The 19371-nt window shown below is 71.2% G+C and carries 14 protein-coding genes; 6 read left to right on the top strand and 8 right to left on the bottom strand.

The window, feature by feature from the left end:
- Positions 1–141 precede the first annotated feature (141 nt).
- From ACIQUR_RS20700 to ACIQUR_RS20675, 6 genes are all read right to left on the bottom strand, one after another.
- Positions 142–1131, bottom strand: a complete 990-nt coding sequence (locus tag ACIQUR_RS20700) for a PAC2 family protein (protein WP_403666065.1) — start codon at positions 1129–1131, stop codon at positions 142–144.
- Between the two features lie 88 nt (positions 1132–1219).
- The gene (locus tag ACIQUR_RS20695; protein WP_403666063.1) at positions 1220–1666 is read right to left on the bottom strand and encodes an SRPBCC family protein; all 447 of its coding nucleotides are present in this window, start codon (positions 1664–1666) and stop codon (positions 1220–1222) included.
- A 129-nt stretch (positions 1667–1795) separates the two neighbouring features.
- A complete protein-coding gene (locus tag ACIQUR_RS20690) occupies positions 1796–3403 on the bottom strand; it encodes an FAD-dependent oxidoreductase (RefSeq protein WP_403666061.1) in 1608 nt (535 codons plus the stop codon).
- A gap of 52 nt (positions 3404–3455) precedes the next feature.
- Positions 3456–4982 (bottom strand): glycerol kinase GlpK, encoded by a 1527-nt coding sequence (gene glpK / locus ACIQUR_RS20685; protein ID WP_403666059.1) that lies wholly within the window; start codon positions 4980–4982, stop codon positions 3456–3458.
- Positions 4983–5052: 70 nt separating this feature from the next.
- Positions 5053–5808 (bottom strand): MIP/aquaporin family protein, encoded by a 756-nt coding sequence (locus ACIQUR_RS20680; RefSeq protein WP_403666057.1) that lies wholly within the window; start codon positions 5806–5808, stop codon positions 5053–5055.
- 324 nt (positions 5809–6132) lie between these two features.
- Entirely contained in the window at positions 6133–6900 is a 768-nt protein-coding gene (locus ACIQUR_RS20675) for an IclR family transcriptional regulator (protein ID WP_403666055.1), read from the bottom strand.
- Positions 6901–7149: 249 nt separating this feature from the next.
- Between ACIQUR_RS20675 and metH the strand changes: the two genes are divergently transcribed.
- The 4 genes from metH to ACIQUR_RS20655 all read left to right on the top strand — a co-directional run bounded on the left by metH (position 7150) and on the right by ACIQUR_RS20655 (position 15150).
- Positions 7150–10659 carry a methionine synthase gene (gene metH / locus ACIQUR_RS20670; protein ID WP_403666053.1) on the top strand — a complete coding sequence of 1170 codons (3510 nt, stop codon included), beginning with the start codon at positions 7150–7152 and terminating at the stop codon, positions 10657–10659.
- Positions 10660–10763: 104 nt separating this feature from the next.
- Positions 10764–11465: an HAD family hydrolase gene (locus ACIQUR_RS20665; RefSeq protein ID WP_403666051.1), complete on the top strand. Its 702-nt coding sequence runs from the start codon at positions 10764–10766 to the stop codon at positions 11463–11465.
- A 432-nt stretch (positions 11466–11897) separates the two neighbouring features.
- Positions 11898–13502, top strand: a complete 1605-nt coding sequence (locus ACIQUR_RS20660) for an ABC transporter substrate-binding protein (RefSeq protein ID WP_403666049.1) — start codon at positions 11898–11900, stop codon at positions 13500–13502.
- A gap of 70 nt (positions 13503–13572) precedes the next feature.
- The gene (locus ACIQUR_RS20655; protein ID WP_403666047.1) at positions 13573–15150 is read left to right on the top strand and encodes an ABC transporter substrate-binding protein; all 1578 of its coding nucleotides are present in this window, start codon (positions 13573–13575) and stop codon (positions 15148–15150) included.
- A gap of 118 nt (positions 15151–15268) precedes the next feature.
- Here the strand turns inward: ACIQUR_RS20655 and ACIQUR_RS20650 are convergent, their stop codons facing one another.
- Entirely contained in the window at positions 15269–15940 is a 672-nt protein-coding gene (locus tag ACIQUR_RS20650) for a response regulator (RefSeq protein ID WP_403666045.1), read from the bottom strand.
- Between the two features lie 61 nt (positions 15941–16001).
- A complete protein-coding gene (locus tag ACIQUR_RS20645) occupies positions 16002–16907 on the bottom strand; it encodes a RecB family exonuclease (RefSeq protein WP_403666043.1) in 906 nt (301 codons plus the stop codon).
- 112 nt (positions 16908–17019) lie between these two features.
- Between ACIQUR_RS20645 and ACIQUR_RS20640 the strand changes: the two genes are divergently transcribed.
- Positions 17020–18264 carry a site-2 protease family protein gene (locus ACIQUR_RS20640; RefSeq protein WP_403666041.1) on the top strand — a complete coding sequence of 415 codons (1245 nt, stop codon included), beginning with the start codon at positions 17020–17022 and terminating at the stop codon, positions 18262–18264.
- 18 nt (positions 18265–18282) lie between these two features.
- Positions 18283–19218, top strand: a complete 936-nt coding sequence (locus tag ACIQUR_RS20635) for a tRNA (adenine-N1)-methyltransferase (RefSeq protein ID WP_403666039.1) — start codon at positions 18283–18285, stop codon at positions 19216–19218.
- Positions 19219–19371 lie beyond the last annotated feature (153 nt).

Here is a 19371-nt window from a genome sequence, read left to right as displayed (position 1 = left end):
GGGGCGCGTCCCCCCGGGGACTCGGGGGGGGGGGGGGCGGGGGGGGGCCGCGCCCCCCCCCCCCCCGCCCCCCGCCCCCCCCCCCCCCGCGGGGGGGCCCCCCCGGGGGCCGGGTCGTCCTCCGGGGCCACGCCTCCGGGGCTAGGCCTCCGGTGCGTCCGGCTCCGTGCCGTCCTCCGGCTCCCCGCCGGCCTCCGGCCTGGGCTTCGGCCGGGTCCGCCCGCTCGACGTGTCCCGCAGGTACGAGGCGTCCCCCGACTCCGTCGCATGGCCCACCGCACCCCCGGGCGCGGGGTCGCGCCGCCGCAGGTACCGCTCGAACTCGCGGGCGATGGCGTCGCCCGAGGCCTCCGGCAGGTCCGCCGTGTCCCGGGCCTCCTCCAGCGTCTGGACGTACTCCGCCACCTCGCTGTCCTCGGCGGCGAGTTGGTCCACGCCCAGCTGCCACGCCCGGGCGTCCTCGGGGAGTTCGCCCAGCGGGATCCGGAGGTCGATCAGGTCTTCCAGCCGGTTCAACAGGGCCAGCGTCGCCTTGGGGTTGGGCGGCTGCGACACGTAGTGCGGCACCGCCGCCCACAGCGACACCGCCGGGACACCCGCGTGCGTGCAGGCCTCCTGGAGCACGCCGACGATGCCGGTCGGGCCCTCGTAGCGGGTCTCCTCCAGGTCCATCGCGCGCGCCAGGTCGGGATCCGAGGTGACCCCGCTGACCGGCACCGGCCGGGTGTGCGGGGTGTCGCCCAGCAGGGCCCCCAGGATCGCGACCATCTCCACGCCCAGCTCGTGGGCGAAACCGAGGAGTTCGTTGCAGAACGACCGCCAGCGCATGGACGGTTCGATGCCGCGGACCAGCACCAGGTCGCGGGGTTTGGCCCCGCCCACGCGCACCACGGAGAGCCGTGTCGTGGGCCAGGTGATCTTCCGCACCCCGCCGTCCAGCCAGACCGTGGGACGGTTGACCTGGAAGTCGTAGTAGTCCTCGGCGTCGAGCGCCGCGAACACCTCGCCCTTCCACTCCCGGTCCAGGTGCGCCACCGCACCGGAGGCGGCGTCACCCGCGTCGTTCCAGCCCTCGAACGCGGCCACCATGACCGGGTCGATCAGCTCGGGCACGCCCTCAAGCTCGATCACCCAGGTCTCCTTCCGAAGTTTCCTTGTGTACGGGCATCAGCCTACGGCTTGGAGCTGCCCCGGCCCACAGGCCCGCAACCGCCCCGTCTCACGCGGCTCCCCGCTCCAGCAGTCCCTTCATGACCCGTTCGTTGCGCGGAACTTCCTTGCGGGCGTGGGGCCTGACCACGAGCGGGACCAGTACCCGGCCCGTGCCGTGGCCGCGCAGGTCCAGGTCGAGCGTCACCCGTGAGCGGGTGCCGTCGCCGAGGGGCTCGACGGTGCCGTGGAAGTCGGCCCGGACCGGTCCCTCGTCGCCGTGCAGGTGCCAACTCCTGGGCGGATCCACCTCGGTGACCTCCATCACCGTCTGGATCTCGCGCCTGCCGATCCGGCGCCTGACCTCGACCCGCTCGCCGACGTGCAGGGGGCCGGAGGCCGGCTTCACGGCGACCGCGCTCTCCTGCCACTCGGTCAGGTGCGACAGGTCGGTGAGGTAGGAGAAGACCTCCTCGGGAGGCCGGGAGACCTCGATGCTTTCCCTGATGGCGGACATGGCCGCCCCCTTCGCATCCCCCCTGGTCGCCCTTTCGTACAAATGATCCCATGGTGGGGCGGGGGCCTTCAATGCCGGACGGGGCGGCTTCCTCCCGGAAACCGCCCCGTCACATGTCACACCGCGATGTCACTGCCCGTGGCGGAGCATCTCCTCGACGCGACCGCGCACGGCCTCGTCGTCCAGGCCGCGGATCGTCACCGTCGTACGGCGGCGCAGCACGTCGTCCACCGTCTGGGCCCACTCGAAGTCGCGGGCGTAGGCGACCTGCGCCCAGATCTCCGGGCCGTCCTCGTGGATGCGCTCGCCCAGCTCCGGGTTCTCGTTGACCATGCGGGCGATGTCGAAGGCCAGCGAGCCGTAGTGGGTCGCCAGGTGGCGGGCCGTGAGCGGGTCCATCCGCATGCCGGGCTCGCGGTCCACCAGCAGCCGGTGGGCCACCGCGTTGGGGTTGGCGACACCGGGCAGCGGCACCCGGCGCACCAGCGACTTCACCGGCTCCATGTCCTCGGCCAGCGGCCCGCCGGGCAGCTTCGCGAGCTTGTCCATGACCACGCGGCCGATGTGCCGGTACGTGGTCCACTTGCCGCCGGCCACGGACAGCATGCCGCCCTTGCCCTCGGAGACCACGGTCTCGCGCTTGGCCTTCTCGACCCCGCCGGGGCCGCCGGGCAGCACCCGCAGGCCGGCGAAGGCGTAGGTCATCAGCGAGCGGTCCAGGTCGGCGTCCTTCACGGAGAAGGCCGCCTCGTCCAGGATCTGCTGGATGTCCTTCTCGGTGGCGCGCACGTCCGCCGGGTCGCCCTCGTACACCTCGTCGGTGGTGCCGAGGAGCAGCTGGTCCTCCCACGGGAGGGCGAAGGTGATGCGGTACTTGTCGATCGGGGTGGCCATGGCGGCCTTCCACGGGGACTTCCGCTTCATCACGATGTGCGCGCCCTTGGAGAGCCGGATCGACGGCATGGAGTGCTTGTCCTCCATGCGCCGCAGGTGGTCCACCCAGGGGCCGGTGGCGTTGAGCACGACGCGGGCGTCGATGCCGAACTCGGTGCCGTCCAGCCGGTCCCTGAGCTCGGCGCCGGAGACCCGGCCCTGCGTCATGCGCAGCCCGGTGACCTCGGCGTGGTTGAGGACGACCGCACCGGACTCGACGGCCGCGCGGACCGTCATGACCGCCACCCGGGAGTCGTTCATCTGGTGGTCGTAGTAGACGGCCACGGCCTTGAGGTTGTCGGTGCGCAGGCCGGGGTTGTCGGCGGCGGCACGGGCGGGGGATATGACCTTGCCCATGCCGTCGCCGAAGGCCGAGAGGGCGGAGTACGCGAAGACGCCCGCGCCCAGCTTGGCCGCGCCCACCGGCCCGCCCTTGTAGACGGGCAGGTAGAAGGTGAGCGGGTTGACCAGGTGCGGGGCCACGTCCTTGGCCAGCACCCGGCGCTCGTGGTGGTTCTCGGCGACCAGCTTGACCGCGCCGGTCTGCAGGTAGCGCAGACCGCCGTGGACGAGCTTGGAGGAGGCCGAGGAGGTGGCGCCGGCGAAGTCGCCGGCGTCCACCATGGCGACCCGCAGACCCGACTGGGCGGCGTGCCAGGCCACCGAGGTGCCCAGGATCCCGCCACCGATGACCAGGAGGTCGTACGTGGCCTTCGCCAGCTGCTCTCTGGTCTCGGCGCGGCTCGCGTTGGCCCCGGCGGTCGGGTGCGTCCCCAGTGCGGGAAGGGTCTGCAGGCTGCTCATCTCTTACTCCTCGTCAGCTCTCAGCGATCGGCGTCGACTCCTGAGCCGGGGCTCAGTTGTCCTCGTCCTCGTCGATCCAGCCCATGGTCCGCTCGACGGCCTTGAGCCAGTTCTTGTACTCGCGCTCCCGCTGGTCGGCGGGCATCCGCGGGGTCCACTCGGCGGCCCGGCGCCAGTTCGCGCGCAGCGCGTCGGTGTCGGGCCAGAAGCCGACGGCCAGGCCGGCGGCGTAGGCGGCGCCGAGGCAGGTGGTCTCGGCGACCATCGGGCGCACCACGGGGGCGTCCAGGAAGTCCGAGAGCGTCTGCATCAGCAGGTTGTTGGAGGTCATGCCGCCGTCGACCTTGAGGGCCGACAGCTCGACGCCGGAGTCCTTGGTCATGGCGTCGGTGATCTCGCGGGTCTGCCAGGCGGTGGCCTCCAGCACGGCGCGGGCGATGTGCGCCTTCGTGACGTACCGGGTGAGGCCGGCGATCACACCGCGGGCGTCGGAGCGCCAGTACGGGGCGAACAGGCCGGAGAACGCGGGCACGAAGTAGGCGCCGCCGTTGTCGTCGACGGAGGAGGCCAGGGTCTCGATCTCGGCCGCGGACTTGATCAGGCCCATCTGGTCGCGCATCCACTGCACCAGCGAGCCGGTGACGGCGATCGAGCCCTCCAGGGCGTAGACCGGCTTCTCGTCGCCGATCTGGTAGCCGACGGTGGTCAGCAGGCCGCTGTAGGAGTTGATGATCTTGTCACCGGTGTTCATGAGCATGAAGGTGCCGGTGCCGTACGTGGACTTGGCCTCGCCCTCGGAGAAACAGGTCTGGCCGAACAGGGCCGCCTGCTGGTCGCCGAGCGCCGAGGCGACCGGCACGCCCGCCAGGACGCCGTCCTTGACCTCGCCGTAGACCTCCGCGGAGGAGCGGATCTCGGGGAGGACCGCGGCCGGGATGTCGATGGACTGGAGGATGCGCTCGTCCCAGGCCAGCTCGTGCAGGTTCATGAGCAGGGTGCGGGAGGCGTTGGTGACGTCGGTGACGTGCCGGCCGCCGTTGACGCCGCCGGTCAGGTTCCAGATGACCCAGGTGTCCATGGTGCCGAAGAGGATGTCGCCCGCCTCGGCGCGCTCGCGCAGGCCCTCGACGTTGTCGAGCAGCCAGCGGACCTTGGGGCCGGAGAAGTACGAGGCCAGCGGGAGGCCCGTCTCGCGGCGGAAGCGGTCCTGGCCGACGTTGCGGCCGAGCTCCTTGCAGAGGGCGTCGGTGCGGGTGTCCTGCCAGACCAGCGCGTTGTGCACCGGCTCGCCGGTGTTCTTGTCCCACAGGACGGTGGTCTCGCGCTGGTTGGTGATGCCGACGGCCTTGACGTCGGCGGCGGTGATGCCCGCCTTGTCGATGGCGCCCGCCACGACTTCCTGGACGTTGGCCCAGATCTCGGTGGCGTCGTGCTCCACCCAGCCCGGCTTCGGGAAGATCTGCTCGTGCTCCTTCTGGTCGACGGAGACGATGCGGCCGTCGCGGTCGAAGACGATGCAGCGGGAAGACGTGGTGCCCTGGTCGATCGCGGCGATGAACGGACCGGTGCTCGTGGTCATGGAGTCTGCTCCTGGCAACTCGTGAGAGGGGGGCGGAGGTGGTTCGTGCAGCTCTTGCTGTACAGACGAATCAGACGAACGCGATCTTGTACAGACCGCCGGCGACGGCGGCACCGACGAGCGGGCCGACGACCGGGATCCAGGAGTATCCCCAGTCCGAGCCGCCCTTGTTGGGCAGCGGCAGGAGGGCGTGGACGATACGGGGGCCGAGGTCGCGCACCGGGTTGATGGCGTAGCCGGTCGGGCCGCCCAGGGAGAGGCCGATGCCGACGACCACGAACGACGTGATCAGGACGCCGATGACGCCGAGGCCCTTGCCGTTGTCCTGGAGGCCCTGCGTGAGGATCGCCAGGACCAGCACCGCGGTGCCGATGATCTCGGTGAGCAGGTTCTGGACGACGTTGCGGATCTCGGGGCCGGTGGAGAAGACGCCGAGCACCGGGCCGGCCGGCTGGCTCGGGTCGGCGTTGAGCTCCGGGTCCGTGAGGTGGGCGCGGAACTGGCCGTAGTAGGTGACCCACATCAGGGCCGCGCCGATCATGGCGCCGAGCAGCTGGCCGGCGAGGTAGACGCCGGTGTCGCTCCAGTCGCCGCTCTGGATGGCGATGCCGACGGTGACCGCCGGGTTCAGGTGGGCGCCGGAGAGCGGGGCCGACACGTACGCGGCGATCAGCACCGCGAAGCCCCAGCCGAAGGTGATGGCGAGCCAGCCGGCGTTGCGCGCCTTGGAGCTCTTGAGAGTCACGGCGGCGCAGACGCCTCCGCCGAGCAGAGTGAGCAGGGCGGTACCGATGGTCTCGCCGATGAAGATGTCGGAGCTGGACACCCGCGACTCCTTTGCCTACGTCCAGGGGGTTGGCGGAAAGCCGGGTCCCGCCGGCCTTCCGCGCACTCGGTGAGTGCGTTTTCGGCCCTGGCCTTGCCACACCCTAGCGCGTATTGCCGGTAGGTGTTCGACAATGCCGACCGATGAACGGCAGTTTTCCGCCCGTGTGAAGAGCACGTCAAGAGTCGGCGAAGCCAAAGTTCCGGATCGTTACCACGGGGTAAGACGCCCGAAACCGCACAGGTGTACGCAGCGCGAAGGGCCGGTGCGTGACGCACCGGCCCTCGTTCGCCCAGGTCGGAAGGGGTGGGGGAGTCGGGTGGCTCAGAACCGCCCCGCGCCGAGGTCCCGCGAGACCGACCGGGCGCAGTCCCGTACCGCGGCGATCAGCTCCGGCCGCACCTCGCCCGCCGGACCGCACACCCGCTCGACCGCGCCGGCCACCGCGATCGCGCCCACCGGCATCCGCCGGCGGTCGTGGATCGGCGCCGCGATCGAGGCGATGCCCTCCCAGGTCTCCTCGACGTCGGCCGCCCAGCCGCGGGCCCGCGTCAGGTCCAGCACCTCCTCGAAGCCGGCCGGGTCCGTGACCGTACGGGGGGTGAACGCGTCCCGCTCGACCTCCAGGGCCTCGCTGTGCGCCACCGGGTCGTACGCCGAGAGCACCTTGCCCAGCGCGGTGGAGTGCAGCGGCTGCATCGCCCCCACCTCCAGCACCTGGCGGCTGTCGTCGGGCCGGAACACGTGGTGCATGATCAGCACCCCCTGCTGGTGCAGCACCCCGACGTAGACGCTCTCCCCGCTCGCGCGGGCCAGGTCGTCCGTCCACACCAGGGCCCGGGCGCGCAGCTCGTGCACGTCCAGGTAGCTGTTGCCCAGCCGCAGCAGCTCGGCGCCCAGCTGGTAGCGGCCCGAGGCCGGATCCTGCTCCACGAAGCCCTCCGCCTGGAGGGTGCGCAGGATGCCGTGGGCGGTGCCCTTGGCGAGCCCCAGCGCGGAGGCCACGTCCGAGAGTCCGAGCCGCCGCTCGCCGCCCGCCAGCAGTCGCAGCATCGCAGCAGCCCTTTCGAGCGACTGGATGTTCCGTGCCATCGGCAGCCTCCTGAAGCCTGCGTACAAATTCGGTTCGACAATGACGAACACTATCGGTCGATGCCGACCTCGTGCACTGTTGGGAAAGTCTGTCAATAGCGCGCCGAACAGGCCAGTCCCGCGCACAGGATGCCGTCCGCTCCGTGGGACGCCCCACCCGGGGGACGAGATACGCGGTTACCCTGACCGCGTACGCCCTTGTCAGAAGGGTGTAAAGCCGACAGCCGTCGCATCCCAGGGAGCTCAACCATGGCCTCGTTGCCGAACCCGCCCGCAGACACCCAGACCCGAGCCGACGCCCTCCGAGCGGCACTGGCCGCCCGCGTGGTCGTCGCCGACGGAGCCATGGGAACGATGCTCCAGGCGCAGGACCCCTCCCTCGAGGACTTCCAGAACCTCGAAGGCTGCAACGAGATCCTCAACGTCACCCGTCCGGACATCGTCCGCTCGGTCCACGAGGCCTACTTCGCCGCCGGCGTCGACTGCGTCGAGACCAACACCTTCGGCGCCAACCACTCCGCCCTGGCCGAGTACGACATCCCCGAGCGCATCCACGAGCTGTCCGAGGCCGGCGCCCGGATCGCCCGCGAGACCGCCGACGCGTTCACCGCCTCCACCGGGCAGCAGCGCTGGGTCCTCGGCTCCATCGGCCCCGGCACCAAGCTCCCCACCCTCGGCCACATCGGGTACGACACCATCCGCGACGCCTACCAGGCCAACGCGGAGGGACTGCTCGCCGGCGGCGCCGACGCCCTGCTCATCGAGACCACCCAGGACCTGCTCCAGACCAAGGCCTCCGTGATCGCGGCCCGGCGCGCCCTCGACGCGCTCGGCGTGAACGTGCCGGTCATCTGTTCCGTCACCGTCGAGACCACCGGCACCATGCTGCTGGGCTCGGAGATCGGCGCCGCGCTGACCTCCCTGGAGCCGCTGGGCATCGACATGATCGGGCTGAACTGCGCCACCGGCCCCGCGGAGATGAGCGAGCACCTGCGCTACCTCGCCCGCAACGCCCGCATCCCGCTGTCCTGCATGCCGAACGCCGGCCTGCCGGTCCTCACCAAGGACGGCGCCCACTACCCGCTGTCCCCGGCCGAGCTGGCCGACGCCCAGGAGTCCTTCGTCCGCGAGTACGGCCTGTCCCTGATCGGCGGCTGCTGCGGCACCACCCCCGAGCACCTGCGCCAGGTCGTCGAGCGCGTCCGCGGCCTCAGCCCCGCCGTCCGCGACCCGCGCCCCGAGCCCGGCGCCTCCTCGCTGTACCAGACCGTCCCCTTCCGCCAGGACACCGCGTACATGGCGATCGGCGAGCGGACGAACGCCAACGGCTCGAAGAAGTTCCGCGAGGCCATGCTGGACGGCCGCTGGGACGACTGCGTCGAGATGGCGCGCGACCAGATCCGCGAGGGCGCGCACATGCTGGACCTGTGCGTGGACTACGTCGGCCGGGACGGCGTCGCCGACATGGCCGAGCTGGCCGGACGCTTCGCCACCGCCTCCACCCTGCCCATCGTCCTGGACTCCACCGAGGTCGCCGTCATCAAGGCCGGCCTGGAGAAGCTGGGCGGCCGGGCCGTGATCAACTCGGTCAACTACGAGGACGGCGACGGCCCGCAGTCCCGCTTCGCCCAGGTCACCCGGCTGGCCCAGGAGCACGGCGCCGCGCTGATCGCCCTGACCATCGACGAGGAGGGCCAGGCCCGCACCGTCGAGCACAAGGTCGCCATCGCCGAGCGGCTGATCACCGACCTGACCGGCAACTGGGGCATCAACGAGTCCGACATCCTCATCGACTGCCTCACCTTCACCATCTGCACCGGCCAGGAGGAGTCCCGCGGCGACGGCATCGCCACCATCGAGGCCATCCGCGAGCTCAAGCGCCGCCACCCCGACGTCCAGACCACGCTCGGCCTGTCGAACATCTCCTTCGGCCTCAACCCGGCCGCGCGGATCCTGCTGAACTCGGTCTTCCTCGACGAGTGCGTCAAGGCCGGCCTGGACTCGGCGATCGTGCACGCCTCCAAGATCCTGCCGATCGCCCGCTTCGACGAGGAGCAGGTCACCACCGCCCTCGACCTGATCTACGACCGCCGCGCCGAGGGCTACGACCCCCTCCAGAAGCTCATGGAGCTCTTCGAGGGCGTCAACACCAAGTCCCTCAAGGCGGGCAAGGCCGAGGAACTCCTGGCCCTCCCGCTGGAGGAGCGCCTGCGGCGGCGGATCATCGACGGCGAGAAGAACGGCCTGGAGGCCGACCTCGACGAGGCCCTGCAGTCCCGACCGGCCCTCGACATCGTCAACGACACCCTCCTGGAGGGCATGAAGGTCGTCGGCGAGCTGTTCGGCTCCGGCCAGATGCAGCTGCCGTTCGTCCTCCAGTCCGCCGAGGTCATGAAGACCGCGGTGGCCCATCTGGAGCCGCACATGGAGAAGTCGGACGCGGAGGGCAAGGGCACGATCGTCCTCGCCACCGTGCGCGGCGACGTCCACGACATCGGCAAGAACCTCGTCGACATCATCCTCTCCAACAACGGCTACAACGTCGTCAACCTGGGCATCAAGCAGCCCGTCTCGGCGATCCTCGACGCCGCCGAGGAGCACAGGGCCGACGTCATCGGCATGTCCGGCCTGCTGGTGAAGTCCACCGTGATCATGAAGGAGAACCTGGAGGAGCTGAACCAGCGCAAGCTGGCCGCCACCTACCCGGTGATCCTCGGCGGCGCCGCCCTCACCCGCGCGTACGTCGAGCAGGACCTGCACGAGATCTACGAGGGCGAGGTCCGCTACGCCCGCGACGCCTTCGAGGGCCTGCGCCTCATGGACGCCCTCGTCGCGGTCAAGCGCGGCGTCCCCGGCGCCGCCCTCCCCGAGCTCAAGCAGCGCCGCGTGCCCAAGCGCGAGACCGCCCTCCTGGAGGTGGACGAGCCCGAGGGCACCGTCCGCTCCGACGTGGCCACCGACAACCCGATCCCCGAGCCGCCCTTCCGGGGCACCCGGGTGATCAAGGGCATCGGTCTGAAGGACTACGCGTCCTGGCTGGACGAGGGCGCCCTCTTCAAGGGCCAGTGGGGCCTGAAGCAGGCCCGCGCAGGCGGTCCGACGTACGAGGAACTGGTCGAGACCGAGGGCCGCCCGCGCCTGCGCGGCCTCCTGGACCGCCTGCACACCGACAACCTGCTGGAAGCCGCCGTCGTGTACGGCTACTTCCCCTGCGTCTCCAAGGGCGACGACCTGATCCTGCTGCACGAGGACGGCTCGGAGCGCACCCGCTTCACCTTCCCCCGGCAGCGCCGCGGCCGCCGCCTCTGCCTGGCGGACTTCTTCCGCCCGGAGGAGTCCGGCGAGGTCGACGTGGTGGGCCTGCAGGTGGTCACCGTCGGTTCGAAGATCGGCGAGGAGACCGCCCGGCTGTTCGCGGCGGACGCCTACCGCGAGTACATGGAGCTGCACGGCCTGTCCGTGCAGCTGGCGGAGGCGCTGGCCGAGTACTGGCACGCGCGGGTCCGCGCCGAGCTGGGCTTCGCCGCCGAGGACCCCTCGCGCGTCGAGGACATGTTCGACCTCAAGTACCGCGGAGCCCGCTTCTCGCTGGGCTACGGCGCCTGCCCCGACCTGGAGGACCGTGCCAAGATCGCGGACCTGCTGGAGCCCGAGCGGATCGGCGTCCACCTCTCCGAGGAGTTCCAGCTCCACCCGGAGCAGTCCACCGACGCCATCGTGATCCACCACCCCGAAGCGAAGTACTTCAACGCGCGATAGCCGGACACGACGTACACTTGTCGGTCCCACACAGGCCGGTCGCCTGTTCCTCCGGGCACGCCCGCGGGAAGAGGTGACCGGCCTTCTCGTCCCTTGGAGTCCGTATGACCAGCACGGTTCCCGCCTCCGCCGCCCGGACCGCCGACGGATCGGCCCTCCACGCGGTGCTGCTCGACATGGACGGCACGCTCGTCGACACCGAGGGCTTCTGGTGGGACGCCGAGGTGGACGTCTTCGCCGGGCTGGGCCACCGCCTCGACGAGTCGTGGCGGGACGTCGTCGTCGGCGGCCCCATGAGCCGCAGCGCCGGCTACCTCATCCAGGCCACCGGCGCCGAGATCACCCTGGCCGAGCTGACCGTGCTGCTCAACGAGCGCTTCGAGGCCCGCATCGCCGACCACGTGCCGCTGATGCCGGGCGCCGAGCGGCTGCTGGCCGAACTGGCCCGCAACAACGTGCCCACCGCCCTGGTCTCCGCCTCGCACCGCCGGGTCATCGACCGGATCATGCTCTCGCTCGGCCCCGAGCGGTTCGCCTTCAGCGTCGCGGGCGACGAGGTCGCCCGTACCAAGCCGCACCCCGACCCGTACCTCACGGCCGCCACGCGGCTGGGCGCCCACCCCTCCCGGTGCGCCGTCATCGAGGACACCGCCACCGGCGTGGCCGCCGCCGAGGCCGCCGGCTGCCGGGTGGTCGCCGTACCGTCCGTCGCGGCCATCGCGCCCGCCCCCGGCCGGACCGTGGTCTCCTCGCTGGAGGACGTCGACCTGAGCTTCCTGCGCTCCCTCATGGCCCCGCTGAACTGACGGCCCCGCCGTCAAGGGATGCGGAGGCCGAAATTCCACGGTCGGTCCGCCAGTTGACGAGGTGACCTTTGTCACCCGATATGGCCCCGCTGGGGTGCCCTGAGGGGGTCTGGACCCTTCCCATGTGTCCGGATTGATCAGCTCCTGAACCGTTTCACCGGGGAGCGGGCCCTACGGAGTGGATACGCACCCATCACAGTGCGATTACACCCCAAGTCCGGCCAGTTCCAGCCAGACCACCCGGGGCCACTATCGTCATCGCGGGCACTTCGCCGCACCCCTTCCGTGGTCCTTCCGCACACACCCCTGTGCCGGACCGCGTGGACCGATCGTCATCACACCGGCCCGATCGTTCCGCCCCGAACGGGCGGCCGCCGCGAAGTGCCCTCACCACAGCTTTGACCAAGTGCCGGTTGAGGGAGATTTTCGAGGATGAACCGCAAGACCCTGGTGCTGACGGCCGCGGCCGCTCTGCTCACCCCCGCGCTCGCCGCGTGCGGCAGCGCGACGGGAGGAGGAGCGGGCGACGGAGCGATCGTCGTCGGCACCACCGACCGGTACGAGGCGGCCGACTACGCCCCCGCACCGCTCGACCCCGCCTACGCCTACGACGCGGGTGCCTGGAACATCCTCCGCCAGACCCTCCAGACCCTGATGCACGTCCCGCGCGGCGGCGGCCAGCCGGTCCCCGAGGCCGCCTCCGAGTGCCGCTTCACCGACCAGGGCAACGAGAGCTACCGCTGCACCCTGCGCCCCGGCCTGAAGTTCGCCAACGGCGACGCGCTGACCGCCGAGGACGTGAAGTTCTCCATCGACCGCGTCCTCGCCATCAAGGACGAGAACGGCCCCGTCGGCCTCCTCTCCACCCTCGACACCGTCGAGACCAAGGGCGAGGACCAGGTCGTCTTCCACCTCAAGGCGCCCGACGCCACCTTCCCGTACAAGCTGTCGACCCCGGCCGCGGCCATCGTCAACAGCAAGGACTACGACGCCCGCAAGCTGCGCGAGGGCTTCGAGGTCGACGGCTCCGGCCCGTACACGATGAAGGCCGAGGTCAAGGACAACCAGCTGGTCCGCGCGGTCTTCACCAGGAACGAGAACTACCAGGGCGACCTCAAGCCGCAGAACGGCAAGGTCGAGCTGCGCACCTTCGAGGACTCCGCCGCCATGGGCCGGGCCCTGGACGACGGCGACATCCACATGATGTCCCGCACCCTCTCCCCGGACCAGATCGAGCAGATGTCCGCCAGCCCGAAGAAGGGCGTCAAGCTCGTCCCGATGCCCGGCCTGGAGATCCGCTACCTCGCCTTCAACACCGAGGCCAAGCCGGTCGACCAGAAGGCCGTGCGCCAGGCGGTCGCCGCCCTCGTCGACCGCAACGAGCTGATCACCAAGGCGTACGGGAAGTCCGCCCTCCCGCTGTACTCGCTGGTCCCCTCCAGCATCGGCGGCCACGTCAACTCCTTCTACAACAAGTACGGCGACGGCGACACCGCCGCCGCGGCCCGCCTGCTGCGCGACGCCGGCGTGAAGACCCCCGTCAAGCTCACCCTCGACTACACGACCGACCACTACGGCGACGGCACTGCGGTGGAGTTCGAGACCCTCAAGGCCCAGCTGAACGACAGCAAGCTGTTCGACGTGACGGTCCAGGGCACCGAGTGGTCCACGTTCCGCCCCGCCCAGAAGAAGGGCGAGTACGCCGCGTACGGCCTCGGCTGGTTCCCCGACTTCCAGGACGCCGACAACTTCGTCGGCCCCTTCCTGGAGAAGGACAACTTCCTCGGCACCGCGTACGCCAACTCCACGGTCCGCGGCAAGCTCCTGCCCGAGTCGCGGCGCGCCGGCGACCGCACCGACGCCGCCCCGGCCCTCGCCCAGATCCAGGACATCGTCGCCGAGGACGTGCCGGTCCTGCCGCTGTGGCAGGCCAAGCAGTACGTCGCCGCCCGCGACGGCATCACCGGGGTGGAGTGGTCCGTCAACTCCATCTCCGACCTTCAGCTGTGGGAGCTCGGCCGCGGCGTCAGCGGCTGACCCACCCCCACGACCGGCAGCGGACGTCGCGGGCCGGAAGACACACAGTCAAGACAGTGAGGCACGTTCCGTGAAACGACGTAACCAGTGGTTGGCGGCCCCGCTCGGAGCGGCGACCGCAGCCGCCCTGCTCAGCGGTTGCGGTGCGCAGGAAGGCGCTTCCGAGGGCGACGGCACGACCGTCGTCATGGGAATCTCCGACGACGTCCAGGCCACGGACCCGGCCTCGGGTTACGACCCGGGCTCCTGGCTGCTGTTCAACAACGTCTTCCAGTCCCTGCTCAGCTTCCCCAAGGGCAGCACCACCCCGCAGCCGGACGCCGCGCAGAGCTGCGCCTTCGAGGACGGCAGCAAGGTCTACCGCTGCACCCTGCGCTCCGGCCTGAAGTTCAGCAACGGCAACGACCTCACCTCCGAGGACGTGAAGTTCTCCTTCGAGCGCACGCTGAAGATCAACGACGAGAACGGCCCCGCCGTCATGCTCGCGTCGATCGACAGCATCGAGACGCCGGACGCCAAGACCGTCGTCTTCAAGCTCAAGACGCCCGACGCGACCTTCCCCAGCAAGATCGCGTCGGGCGCGGGCTCGATCGTCGACCACCGCGAGTACCCGGCGGACAAGCTCCGCACCGACGGCAAGGCCGTCGGCTCGGGCGTCTACTCCCTGGAGTCCTTCGACGACAAGGGCGCCAAGTTCGTGGTCAACAGCGCCTACTCCGGCGAGGCCAAGCCGAAGAACGACGGCATGACCATGAAGTTCTTCCACAACGACCAGGCCGCCCTGAAGGCCGCCCTGGAGAAGGGCGAGGTCGACTTCGCCTTCCGCGGCCTGGCCGCCAAGGACGTCGCCGCGCTCGGCGCCGCCTCCGGCACCCGGCAGATCGACGTCGTCCAGGGCACCGGCGCCGAGGTCGAGCACCTGGTCTTCAACATGGACGACCCGGTCGCCGGCCAGCTCGCCGTCCGCAAGGCCATCGCCTACCTCGTCGACCGCGAGGCCCTCGTCCGCGACGTCTTCCAGGGCACCGCCAGCCCCCTGTACTCGATCGTCCCGTCCGGCATCGCCGCCCACACCACGCCCTTCTTCGACCGCTACGGCGGCACCCCGCAGGCCGACAAGGCCAAGCAGGTCCTCCGCAAGGCCGGCATCGACAAGAAGGTCAAGATCACCCTCTGGTCGACCCCGTCCCGCTACGGCCCCGCCACCGACCAGGAGATGTCCACCATCGCCAAGCAGCTCACCGACAGCGGGCTGTTCGAGGCCGACATGAAGTCCGTGGAGTTCTCCCAGTACGAGAAGGACATAGCCGCCGGCAAGTACGGCGTCTACGTCAAGGGCTGGGTCCCGGACTACCCGGACCCCGACAACTTCACCCAGCCGTTCTTCGGCGAGGGCAACGTCCTCGGCAACCGCTACAAGAACGACACCATCACCGGCACGATCATCCCGAAGACCGCGGCCGCCGCGGACCGCGCCTCCACCGAGGCCGACTTCACCCGGCTCCAGGACATCGTCGCCCAGGAACTGCCGGTCCTCCCGCTCTGGCAGGGCAAGCAGTACGCCGTCGCGCGCGAGAACGTCCAGGGCCTCCAGTGGTCCCTCGACGCCTCGACCGTCTTCCGCTTCTGGGAGATCAGCAAGGGCTGATCGGCGAGGGCCGACCGGAGCACCGCCCCGGACAGGCAGGAGGGCCGGGCCCACCGCACCAGCGGCGGGCCCGGCCCTCCGTCGCATCCCGCCGGGCCGCGCCGGGCGGACCGGCGTCCTACTGGGCGCCCGGCCGGACCAGCCCGCTCTCGTACGCGTACACCGCCGCCTGCACCCGGTCCCGCAGCCCCAGCTTCGTCAGCACGTGCCCCACGTGCGTCTTCACCGTGGTCTCGCTGACGAACAGGTCCGCCGCGATCTCCGCGTTCGACAGCCCCCGCGCCACCAGCTTCAGCACCTCGACCTCGCGCTCGGTCAGCGTGCCCAGCGTGTCCGGCACCCGCTCCTCACCCGACGGCAGGTGTCCCGCGTACTTGTCCAGCAGCCGCCGGGTGATGCTCGGCGCCAGCATCGCCTCACCCGCCGCGACCACCCGGATCGCCTGCACCAGCTCGGCCGCCGGAGCGTCCTTCAGCAGGAAGCCGCTCGCCCCCGCCCGCAGCGCCTCCACCACGTACTCGTCCAGGTCGAACGTGGTCAGCACCAGCACCTTCGCCGGACCCGACCGGTCCGGACCCGTGATCTGCCGGGTCGCCTCCACCCCGTCCATCCGCGGCATCCGGATGTCCATCAGCACCACGTCCGGCTGCAGCGCCCGCACCTGCTCCAGGGCCTGCAGACCGTCCCCGGCCTCACCCACCACCGCCAGGTCCGCCTCCGCCTCCAGGATCATCCGGAAACCGGTGCGCAGCAGCGGCTGGTCGTCGACCAACAGGACACGGATCGCCACGGAGTACCTCTTCGCAGTCGGCGCTTTCGCTGGACCGTGCCATTCTGCCCTGCGCCCGCGATCAGTCCCCGGCCGGGCGCTCCGCCGCGGCCCCGCCCGCGGCACCCTCCGTCGCGTCCCGCCGCACCACGGGCAGCGGGTACACCGGGGGAGTGCCCCCGAACTCCGGGCACACCGCCCGGTGGTCGCACCAGCCGCACAGCTTCGTCGGCCGCGGCCGCCACTCGCCCGAGTCCGTCGCCTCCCGGATCGCCTCCCACAGCGCGAGCAGCTTCCGCTCCACCCGCTCCAGGTCGCCCATCACCGGGTCGTACGTCAGCACGTCCCCGCTGCCCAGGTACACCAGCTGCAGCCGACGCGGCAGCACCTGCCGCAGCCGCCACACCACCAGCGCGTAGAACTTCATCTGGAACAGCGCGCCGTCCGCGTACTCCGCCCGCGGCGCCTTGCCCGTCTTGTAGTCGACGATCCGCACCTCGCCCGACGGCGCCACGTCCACCCGGTCGATGATCCCGCGCAGCCGCAGCCCCGACTCCAGCTCGGCCTCCACGAAGAACTCCCGCTCCACCGGCTCCAGCCGCGTCGGGTCCTCCAGCGTGAACCACCGCTCCACCAGCGACTCCGCCTCGCCCAGCCACTGCGCCAGCCGCTCCCCGCCGCCGTCCCCGGCGAACAGCTCCGACAGCTCGGGCTTCGACTCCAGCAGCCGGTCCCACTGGCCCGGGATCAGGGCCTTCGCCCGCGGAGCCGTACGCTCCGCCGCCGGATGGTCGAAGAGCCGCTCCAGCACCGCATGCACCAGCGTTCCGCGGGTAGCAGCCTCGCTGGGCTTCTCCGGCAGCCGGTCGATCACCCGGAACCGGTACAGCAGCGGGCACTGCATGAAGTCGCTCGCCCGGGACGGGGAGAGCGACGTGGGCCGCGCGGCCTCGGGCTCGGCCTGCACAGGCCCGGGAGGAGTCGTCATGACACAGAACAGTACGGCCCCGCGCCGACAGGAGGACCCCGCCGACGGGGCGCCCCCGCGCCGGCGCGGCACGCGCCGCGCATACCATCGACGGCGACCCCCCTCACACTGCATGATCGAAGCATCACATTCCGACAGAAGGGCAGCCGTGGCCGACAGCGACACAGCCGGGGACGACGGAGACCGCGGACAGCACCGCCCCGGACCCGGCGGCGGCCTCCCGATGGGCCGCCCCTTCGGTGTGCCCGTGTACGTCTCGCCCAGCTGGTTCCTCGTCGCCGCCCTCATCACCTGGGTCTTCGGCGGCCAGCTCGACCGCGTCCTGCCCGACCTCGGCCTCCTCAGGTACCTGGTCGCCCTCTTCTTCGCGATCGCCTTCTACGGCTCCGTCCTCGTCCACGAGCTGGCGCACACCGTCGCCGCGCTCCGCTTCAAGCTCCCCGTCCGCCGCATCAGGCTCCAGTTCTTCGGCGGCGTCTCCGAGATCGAGAAGGAGAGCGAGACCCCCGGCCGCGAATTCGTCCTCGCCTTCGTCGGCCCGCTCCTCTCCCTCGTCCTCGCCGGCCTCTTCTACGCCGGCATGCAGGCCGTCGACCCCGGCACCGTCCCCGGCGTCCTCCTCGCCGGCCTGATGATCTCCAACCTGATCGTCGCCGCCTTCAACCTCCTCCCCGGCCTCCCCCTGGACGGAGGCCGGATGCTCCGCGCCGTCGTCTGGGGCATCACCGGCAAGCCCATGGCCGGCACCGTCGCCGCCGCCTGGGTCGGCCGCGCCCTCGCCGTCGCGGTCCTCCTCGGCCTCCCCGTCCTCACCCAGACCGGCCTCCTCGGCAACGCCCCCGCCGACACCGTCGGCATGGACACCGTCATGGACGCCCTGCTCGCCGCCATCCTCGCCGCGATCATCTGGACCGGCGCCGGCAACAGCCTCCGCATGGCCCGCCTCCGCGAGCACCTCCCCGAGCTGCGCGCCCGCACCCTCACCCGCCGCGCCCTCCCCGTCCCCGCCGACACCCCCCTCTCCGAGGCCCTCCGCCGCGCCAACGAGGCCGGCGCCCGCGCCCTCGTCGTCGTCGACGGCCACGGCGAGCCCACCGCCCTCGTCCGCGAGAGCGCCATCGCCGCCGTACCCGAACACCGCCGCCCGTGGGTCACCGCCGGCACCCTCGCCCAGGACCTCACCGACGGCATGCGGCTGTCCGCCGCCCTCGAAGGCGAGCAACTCCTCGACGCCCTCCGCACCACCCCCGCCACCGAGTACCTCGTCGTCGAGGAAACCGGCGCCGTCTACGGCGTCCTGGCCACCACCGACGTCGAGCAGGCCTTCGTCCGGGCCATGGCACGGCCCTCCGCATAACCCCGGTACTCTGGTCACATGTCCGAACCGACCGGTGCCGCCCGCCGTCGCGGGCCCTTCAAGGTCGGGGACCAGGTCCAGCTCACCGACCCCAAGGGACGCCACTACACGTTCACGCTCGAAGCCGGGAAGAACTTCCACACCCACAAGGGTTCCTTCCCGCACGACGAGCTGATCGGCGCTCCCGAGGGCAGTGTTGTCCGTACCACCGGGAACGTCGCGTACCTCGCGCTGCGCCCCCTGCTCCCCGACTACGTCCTGTCCATGCCCCGCGGCGCCGCCGTGGTCTACCCGAAGGACGCGGGCCAGATCCTGGCCTTCGCCGACATCTTCCCCGGCGCACGCGTCGTGGAAGCGGGAGTGGGATCCGGCTCGCTCAGCAGCTTCCTGCTGCGCGCCGTCGGCGACCAGGGCATGCTGCACAGCTACGAGCGGCGGGCCGACTTCGCCGAGATCGCCAAGGAGAACGTGGAGCGCTACTTCGGTGGCCCCCACCCCGCCTGGCAGCTCACCGTCGGCGACCTCCAGGACAACCTGTCCGACACCGACGTCGACCGCGTCATCCTCGACATGCTCGCCCCCTGGGAGTGCCTGGAGGCCGTCTCCAAGGCCCTCGTCCCCGGCGGCATCCTCTGCTGCTACGTGGCCACCACCACCCAGCTCGCCCGGACCGTCGAGTCCATCCGCGAGGCAGGCTGCTTCGCCGAGCCGCAGCCGTGGGAGTCGATGATCCGCAACTGGCACGTCGAGGGCCTCGCCGTCCGCCCGGACCACCGGATGATCGGCCACACCGGCTTCCTCGTCACCGCCCGCCGTCTCGCCGACGGCGTCGAGCCCCCGCTGCGCCGCCGCCGCCCCGCCAAGGGCGCGTACGGCGAGGACTACGAGGGCCCCGGCAGCCAGTCCGGTGGAGGCGCCTCCCAGCGAAGCCAGGGGAGCTCCGAACGGGGCTGACGCCCCGCCGCGACCCCGCACAACGCACCCGCGGCGGGGGGGGGGGGCCCCCCCCCCCGGGGGGCCCCCCCCCCCGGCGGGGGGCGGCCCCCCCGGCCCCCCCCGCGCCCCCCCGGGGGGGGGGGGGGGCGCAAGGGGGGGCCCCCCCCCCCC

Source organism: Streptomyces sp. NPDC101132 (assembly GCF_044759225.1).
Taxonomy (GTDB): Bacteria; Actinomycetota; Actinomycetes; order Streptomycetales; family Streptomycetaceae; genus Streptomyces.
This window is presented reverse-complemented; position numbering and strand designations above follow the sequence as displayed.